The following is a 6,835-nucleotide window of genomic DNA, read 5'->3' on the forward strand; positions in this document are numbered from 1 at the left end:
TTCGCGCTGGACTGGCGCGTCGCCGGCGAGCTCGTCGCCACGCAATGCGCGCCGCTGGCCGTCACGGCCGACGAACTCGGCAGTGCCTGGAGCGGCGGCCGCCTGCAGGCCCGCCTCGTGGCCTTGCTCAACGGCAGCCGGCTGGAGCCGCGCGACGTGGTCGCGGCACCCGGCGAGGCGCTGGCCCGCCTTGCCCGGCTGCGGTCACTGCGTGCGGGCCAACTGGCCGGCGTCGCGCTCGACCCGCTGGACCTGACCCTCACGCCAGGTGACAGCCTGCACCTGGACCTCAAGACCGCCGAGGGCGCCAGCCTGTTTGGCGCCATCGACCTCGACATTGCCCCTGCCACGCCATGAAACCCCTGCCCATCATCATCGACACCGATCCTGGCCAGGACGACGCCATCGCGCTGCTGCTGGCGGCCGCATCGCCGGAGCTGGAGCTGCTGGGGGTGACGACGGTGGCCGGCAACGTGCCGCTGGCGCTGACAACGCTGAACGCCCGCAAGGTCATGGAACTGGCAGGCCGGCGCGACGTGCCCGTCTGCGCCGGTGCCGACCGGCCGCTGGACGTTCCGCTCGTCACAGCCGAGCATGTGCACGGCGACACAGGCCTGAACGGCGTCGAACTGCCCGAGCCCACGCTGGCCGTGGAGCTGCGCCATGCGGTGGACTTCATCATCCAGACCCTGCGGGAACGCGAGGCGGGCACGGTGACGCTGTGCCCGCTGGGGCCGCTGACCAACATTGCGTTGGCCCTGCGCAAGGCCCCGGACATCGCGCCGCGCATCCGCCGCATCGTCCTGATGGGCGGTGGCTTCTTCGAGGGGGGCAACGTGACGCCGGCGGCCGAGTTCAACATCTACGTCGATCCCCAGGCCGCGCACGAGGTGTTTGTCAGCGGCGTGCCCATCACGATGGCGCCGCTGGACGTCACGCACGAGGCGCTGACCACCGCCGCGCGCATCGCGGCGATACGCGCGCTGCCCAACCGCGTCGGGACCGTCGTCGCGGCCTGGATGGAATTCTTCGAGCGCTACGACGAGGAAAAGTACGGCCAGGACGGCGGCCCGCTGCACGACCCCTGCGTCATCGCCTTCCTGATCAGGCCCGAGCTGTTCTCCGGCCGCGTCTGCAACGTGCGCATCGAGACGCAGAGCGAGCTGACGCGAGGGATGACCGTCATCGATTGGTGGGGCGTCACCGGCCAGCCTGCCAACGCGCAAGTGCTGCGCCACGTCGACGCGGACGGCTTCTTCGCGTTGCTGACCGAGCGGTTGTCAACCCTGCAGTGAACGTGTCACGAGCTTGAAGTCCGGGTCCTCCGGGAAGGGCTTGGCCGTGAAGCCCAGGCCGCGCATCAGCTTGAGCATGTCGGCGTTGTTGCTCAGCACCAGGCCCTCGATGTCGGTGAGGCCCTTCTCGCGGGCGACATCGGTGATGCCTTCCATCAGCCGTGAACCCAGGCCCTTGCCGCCGAAGTCGTCGGCCACCAACAGGCTGAACTCGCAGCTGGTCTGGTCGGGGTTGGTGATGATGCGCGACACGCCGACGATGCGCTCGCATTCGTCGAAGCCGCCGTCGTCGCGCGCCGCGCGCTCGCGATAGACGGCCACCAGCGCCATCTCGCGGTCGTAGTCGATCAGCGTCAGCCGCGCCAGCAGCCCCGGCGGCAACTCCTTGATCGCGCTGGCGAAGCGGAAATAGCGGCTCTCGGGCTTGAGCCCGCGCACCAGCTCCTGCAGCATCTGCGCGTCGTCGGGCCGCACCGGCCGCACGATGACCTCGCCGCCGCCGGCCAGAGGCCACACCTGCTCGAAGCGCGCTGGGTAGGGCAGGATGGCCAGGTGTCCGTAGTCGAAGGCGCGCGGGCTGCCGGTCTGGGGCCCCGGCTGCAGCACGACGCGCGCGTCCACCGCGATGGCGCCATGCTCGTCGACGATCAGCGGGTTGATGTCCATCTCGCGCAGCTGCGGGAACTCGCAGACCATTTCGCTGACGCGCAGCAGCACGCGCTCGAGTGCCTCCATGTCGGCCGGTGCGCCGCCCCCCCAGCCCTCGGCCAGCGTCTCGGCGACGCGGGCACGCTCGACCAGGCGGCGCGCGAGGAACTGGTTCAGCGGCGGCAGCTCCATCGCACGGTCGGCGATCAGCTCGATCATGGTGCCGCCGGCGCCGAAGACGATGGTGGGCCCGAAGGCCTCGTCCGTCACCAGGCCCACGCAGACCTCGTGCCCGCGGCGCGCCCGCGCCATCTTCTGCACCGTCACGCCGTTGATGCGCGCCTGCGGCTGTAGCCGCTTCACGCGCGCCACCATCTCGTTGTAGGTGTCGCGCGCGGCGGCGCCGCTCTGGATGTTCAGCGCTACGCCCTGCACGTCGCTCTTGTGGGCGATGTCGGGTGAGTCGATCTTCAGCGCGACGGGGAAGCCGAGCTGGGTCGCGAGCATCATGGCTTCGTTGGCGCTGCGCGCCAGTACCGTCTGCGTGACCGGGATGTGGAAGGCCGCCAGCAAAGCCTTGCTCTCCATCTCGGTCAGCGTGCGGCGGCGCTCGGCCAGCACGCTCTCGATGAGCAGGCGCGCGGCCTCGACGTCCGGCTGGGCGAGGCTGGACATGGGGGGCGGCGTCTGCAGCAGCAGCTGCTGGTTGGCGTAGAACGAGGCGATGTTGCCGAAGGCGCCCACGGCGGCCTCGGGCGTTCGGAAGTTGGCGATGGCGGCCTCGTTGAGCACGCGGCGTGCGTCCTGCACCGAGGCGTCGCCCATCCAGCAGGCCAGCAGCGGCTTGGCCGTGGCGGCCTTGGCGGCGACGACGGCACGGGCGGTCTCGGTGGCGTCCGAGCCGATCTGCGGCGCGTAGATGGCCAGCAGCCCGTCCACTGCCGGGTCCTGTGCGGCGGCCTCGATGGCGGCGCGGAAGTGCTCGGGCGTGGCTGCGGCCGACAGGTCGATCAGGTCGGCCAACGACGCCAGCCCGGGCAACTGCGGCAGCAGCGCGCGGGCGACGTCAGGCGACAGCTTGCCCAACTGCAGGCCGATCTCGCTGACCCAGTCGGCCGCCAGCACGCCCGGGCCGCCGCCGTTGGTGATGATGGCCAGCCGTCGGCCCACGGGGCGGTAGCGCGCGGCCAGGCATTTGGCCGCTGAGAACAGCTCGACGAAGCTGCGCACGCGCACTGCACCGGCACGGCGCAGCGCGGCGTCGAAGACGTCGTCGCTGCCGACGATGGCACGGCTGTGCGTCAGCGCAGCCTCGTTGCCGGCGCTGCGGCGGCCGGCCTTCAGCACCACCACCGGCTTGGCATGCGCCGCCGAGCGCAACGCGCTCATGAAACGGCGCGCGCTGGAGATGCCTTCCAGGTAGACGACGATGCTCTGCGTGCGTGCATCGGAGGCCAGGAAGTCCAGCACCTGGGCCAGATCCACGGCCGCATTGGGTCCCAGGGACACGACCTGGCTGAAGCCGACCTGGTTCTGCCGCGCCCAGTCCAGCATGGCCGAGGTCAACGCGCCGGACTGCGACACCAGCGCCAGCGAGCCCTGCGTGGCCAGCGGGCCGGCGGCACTCGCGTTCAGGTTCAGGTGCGGGCGTTGGAAGCCCAGGCAGTTGGGACCCAGCAGATGGACGCCCTCGCGGCGTGCGATGCGCTTGAGCTGCGCGGCGTGGCTGGGCTCGATGCCGTCGCTGATGATCAGCGCCGAGCGGCAGGCGATGCGGCCGGCCATCTCCAGCGCCCTGGCGACCTCGTCCGCCGGCAGGGCGATGATGGCCAGATCTGCCCGCGATCGCGCCAGGTCGCCCAGCGTGCCCGTCGTCTCGCCATGCAGGAACTGCGGCGGGCTAGTGCCGGGTGCCTCCGCCAGCGCCGCGCGCAGCACGCGCGCCTGGCGGGTCTGGCGCTCGGGCTCGTCTGGCGGGCCGGCGAAGACAACCACCGAGCGGGGCATGAACAGAGGGGTCAGGAAATGGTGGTCCATGCGATGACTCTAGTCGGCCCCGATCAGCACCTTGACGTGGGCCGCGACGCTGCGTGCCAGCGGGCTGAGCATATAGCCGCCCTCCAGGCAGGAGATGACGCGGCCGCGGCAGTGGCGCCAGGCGAGGTCCATCAGTTGACGGGTGACCCATTCGTAGTCGGCGTCGACGAGGCCGAGGTTGGCCATGTCGTCGTCGCGGTGGGCGTCGAAGCCGGCGCTGATGTAGATCAGCTCGGGCCGGAAATGCTCCAGCGCCGGCAGCCAGCGCTGGGAGACGGCTGCGCGGAAGGCGTCGCTGCCGCTGCGCGGCGCCAGGCCGACGTTGACGAGGTTGGGTGCGTCCTTCAGCTGCCGGGCGTCCTCGCCGTTGAAGGGGTAGAGGCCGGTTTCGAAGCTGCTGCACATCAGTACTCGCTCGTCGCCAGCCAGGATGTCTTCGCTGCCGTTGCCGTGGTGGACGTCGAAGTCGATCAGCGCGACACGCTGCAGGCCGTGCACGTCCAGTGCGTGGCGGATGCCGACGGCTACGTTGTTGAAGAAGCAAAAGCCCATGGCCGCCGCGCGCTCGGCGTGGTGACCGGGCGGACGCACCGCGCAGAAGGCAGCCGAGGCCTGACCGCCCAGCACGAGGTCGGTGGCCAGCACGGCCGCGCCCGCGGCCCGCAACGCCGCGGTCACGGTGTGGCGGTTCATGCGGGTGTCCGGATCCACCTGCACATAGCCCTCGGCAGGCGCGGCGTCCAGCACCCGCCGCACATGCAGGGCCGTGTGCGCCCGCTCCAGTTGGGCCTCGGTGGCCAGCGGCGCGTCATGGGGCAGCATGTAGTCGAGCAGGCCGCGCGCCAGCAGCAGGTCAGCGATGGCGCTCAGGCGCTCGGGGCACTCGGGGTGGCCCTCGCCCATCTCGTGGCGGGCGCAGTCGGGGTGGCTGATGTAGGCGGGCAGCATGGTGGGTCTCCGGTGCCCATGCTAGGCACCCCGGCTGCGGGCGTCTTGACCCAGAGCAAGCATCGAGATGCCGGATCGTGCCCGGTGGCAAGATGGGCTCCTGTCGTCCCCTCTGGAGTACCGCCATGCACCGTCGCCTCATCCTCACCAGCGCGCCTGCCCTAATGCTGCTGCGTCCGGCCTGGGCCCTGAGCCTGAGCGAGGGCGATGCCAACGCCGGCATTCGCACGGCGCTGGAGCGCGGCGCCAATGCGGCAGTGGCGCTGCTGGGCCGGCCCGACGGCTTCCTCGGCAATCCGCTCGTCAAGATCCAGCTGCCGGGTTATCTGAAGGATGCGGCCAAGCTGCTGAAGGCCACGGGCCAGGGCGCCAAGCTCGACGAGCTCGTCATTGCGATGAACCGCGCCGCCGAGGCCGCGGTGCCGGCGGCCAAGCCCCTGCTCGTCAAGGCCGTGAAGGACATGAGCGTCGAGGACGGCCTGAAGATCCTCAAGGGCGGCGACGACTCGGTGACGCAGTTCTTTGCCGGCAAGACGCGGGAGCCGCTGAGTCAGCAGTTCCTGCCCATCGTGACCCGGGCAACGGAGAAGGTGTCGCTGGCCGACAAGTACAACGCCGTCGCCAAAAAGGCGGGCGGTTTCGGCCTCGTGAAGGGTGACGAGGCCAACATCCAGCAGTACGTCACGGCGCGGGCGCTGGATGGCCTCTACCGCATCATTGGCGAAGAGGAGAGGAAGATCCGCCAGGACCCCGTCGGTACCGGCAGCGCCATTCTCAAGAAGGTCTTCGGCGGCCTCGGCTAGAAGCCGTGCGCTTGGTGCCACTCGGCCAGGGAGACGTCCGGATAGCCATCGAAGCGCGGGTCCGCGGGCCGGCCCTCCACCTCGACCCAGGAGGGCTTGGAGCCCACCAGGCAATGCACATGGCCGGGCGGCGAGGGCAGTGGCGTGTCGATGGCGCTGGCGTGGGGATGCACCAGCTCGGGCCAGGTCGGGTCCCACAGCCACAGCGCGCTGCCGCATTTCACGCAGAAGTAGCGCCGCGCGCTGCTCTTGCGGCTGCCTTTTGCCGACTTGTCAGGCAGCCTCGCGCGGTAGATGCGCAGATGGCGCTTGCCCTTGACCTTCATCGTGTGCGTCTGCGCACCGAGGTTGATCGCGAAGCCGCCCGCGCCGGCCGTCTTGCGGCAGATGGAGCAGTAGCAGCGCATGAAGGGGACGGGTGAATCCGCCTCCACCGAGAACTTCACGCTGCCACAGTGGCAGGAGCCTTGGAGGTGCATCGTGCGGGCCTTTCCTTGGGATGGCATGCAGGCGGCCATGATGGCCGACAATCTCCGCCCTTGCCCGTCAACCGCTTTGCGATGAATTCCGATCTGCCCGATCCCGTTACCCCGTCCGACGACACGGCTGCCGCGCCAGCGCCCGAGGCGCGGCCGGCCGCGCCCGCCGCGGCACCCGTCGACGCCAGCGCAGAGCTGAAGGCCCTGTTCCCGGCCCTGTTCACCGGCAAGCCCAAGCCCGTCAAGCTGCGCATCCAGGCCGACATCCAGGAGCGCGCGCCCGGCAAGTTCACCAAGGCCCAGCTCAGCGCCTTCCTGCGCCGCCACACTGGCGGCACCGGCTACCTGATCGCGCTGACGCAGGCCAAGACCCGCTTCGACCTCGACGGCAATCCGGCTGGCGAGATCACCGAGGAGCATCTGACCGCGGCCCGCGAGGAACTGGCGCGCCGCAAGGGCGTGCAGCAGGAGCGCCAGCAGCTGGAAGTGCAGCAGCGCCGCAACCGCGCCCAGCTGCTGTGGGACTTCGAGCGCACGACGCTGACCGAGGCCAATTTCTGCGTGCTCAAGGGCGTGGTGCCCGAGGAACTGCCAGGCCTGCTGGAGATCGCACGCCAGGAGCGCG

6 protein-coding genes and 1 pseudogene are annotated in these 6,835 nt (G+C 70.3%); 4 read left to right on the top strand and 3 right to left on the bottom strand.

Translation table 11 applies throughout. From position 1 onward, the window contains the following. Both VGF12_RS13150 and VGF12_RS13155 read left to right on the top strand, forming a co-directional pair. Positions 1 to 357 (top strand): annotated as a pseudogene (locus VGF12_RS13150) (hypothetical protein); the annotation flags it as partial. Next, entirely contained in the window at positions 354 to 1,295 is a 942-nt protein-coding gene (locus VGF12_RS13155) for a nucleoside hydrolase (protein ID WP_331176485.1), read from the top strand. The pseudogene VGF12_RS13150 and the gene VGF12_RS13155, both read left to right, overlap by 4 nt. On the opposite strand, the gene VGF12_RS13160 is transcribed toward VGF12_RS13155, so the two are convergent. Both VGF12_RS13160 and VGF12_RS13165 read right to left on the bottom strand, forming a co-directional pair. Next, positions 1,281 to 3,980, bottom strand: a complete 2,700-nt coding sequence (locus VGF12_RS13160; protein ID WP_331176486.1) for a bifunctional acetate--CoA ligase family protein/GNAT family N-acetyltransferase — start codon at positions 3,978 to 3,980, stop codon at positions 1,281 to 1,283. The two genes, VGF12_RS13155 and VGF12_RS13160, sit on opposite strands and share 15 nt — an antisense overlap. 9 nt (positions 3,981 to 3,989) lie before the next feature. After that, entirely contained in the window at positions 3,990 to 4,928 is a 939-nt protein-coding gene (locus VGF12_RS13165; RefSeq protein ID WP_331176487.1) for a histone deacetylase family protein, read from the bottom strand. A 125-nt stretch (positions 4,929 to 5,053) separates the two neighbouring features. Between VGF12_RS13165 and VGF12_RS13170 the strand changes: the two genes are divergently transcribed. Next, entirely contained in the window at positions 5,054 to 5,731 is a 678-nt protein-coding gene (locus VGF12_RS13170; RefSeq protein WP_331176488.1) for a DUF4197 domain-containing protein, read from the top strand. Here VGF12_RS13170 and VGF12_RS13175 read toward each other — a convergent pair. Continuing rightward, positions 5,728 to 6,210 (bottom strand): GFA family protein, encoded by a 483-nt coding sequence (locus VGF12_RS13175; protein ID WP_331176489.1) that lies wholly within the window; start codon positions 6,208 to 6,210, stop codon positions 5,728 to 5,730. The genes VGF12_RS13170 and VGF12_RS13175 overlap by 4 nt on opposite strands. A gap of 81 nt (positions 6,211 to 6,291) precedes the next feature. Between VGF12_RS13175 and VGF12_RS13180 the strand changes: the two genes are divergently transcribed. Beyond that, on the top strand, positions 6,292 to 6,835 hold a 544-nt coding region (locus VGF12_RS13180), incomplete at its 3' end, for a ProQ/FinO family protein (RefSeq protein WP_331176490.1).

Source organism: Roseateles sp. (assembly GCF_036404855.1).
Classification (GTDB): domain Bacteria; phylum Pseudomonadota; class Gammaproteobacteria; order Burkholderiales; family Burkholderiaceae_C; genus Pelomonas.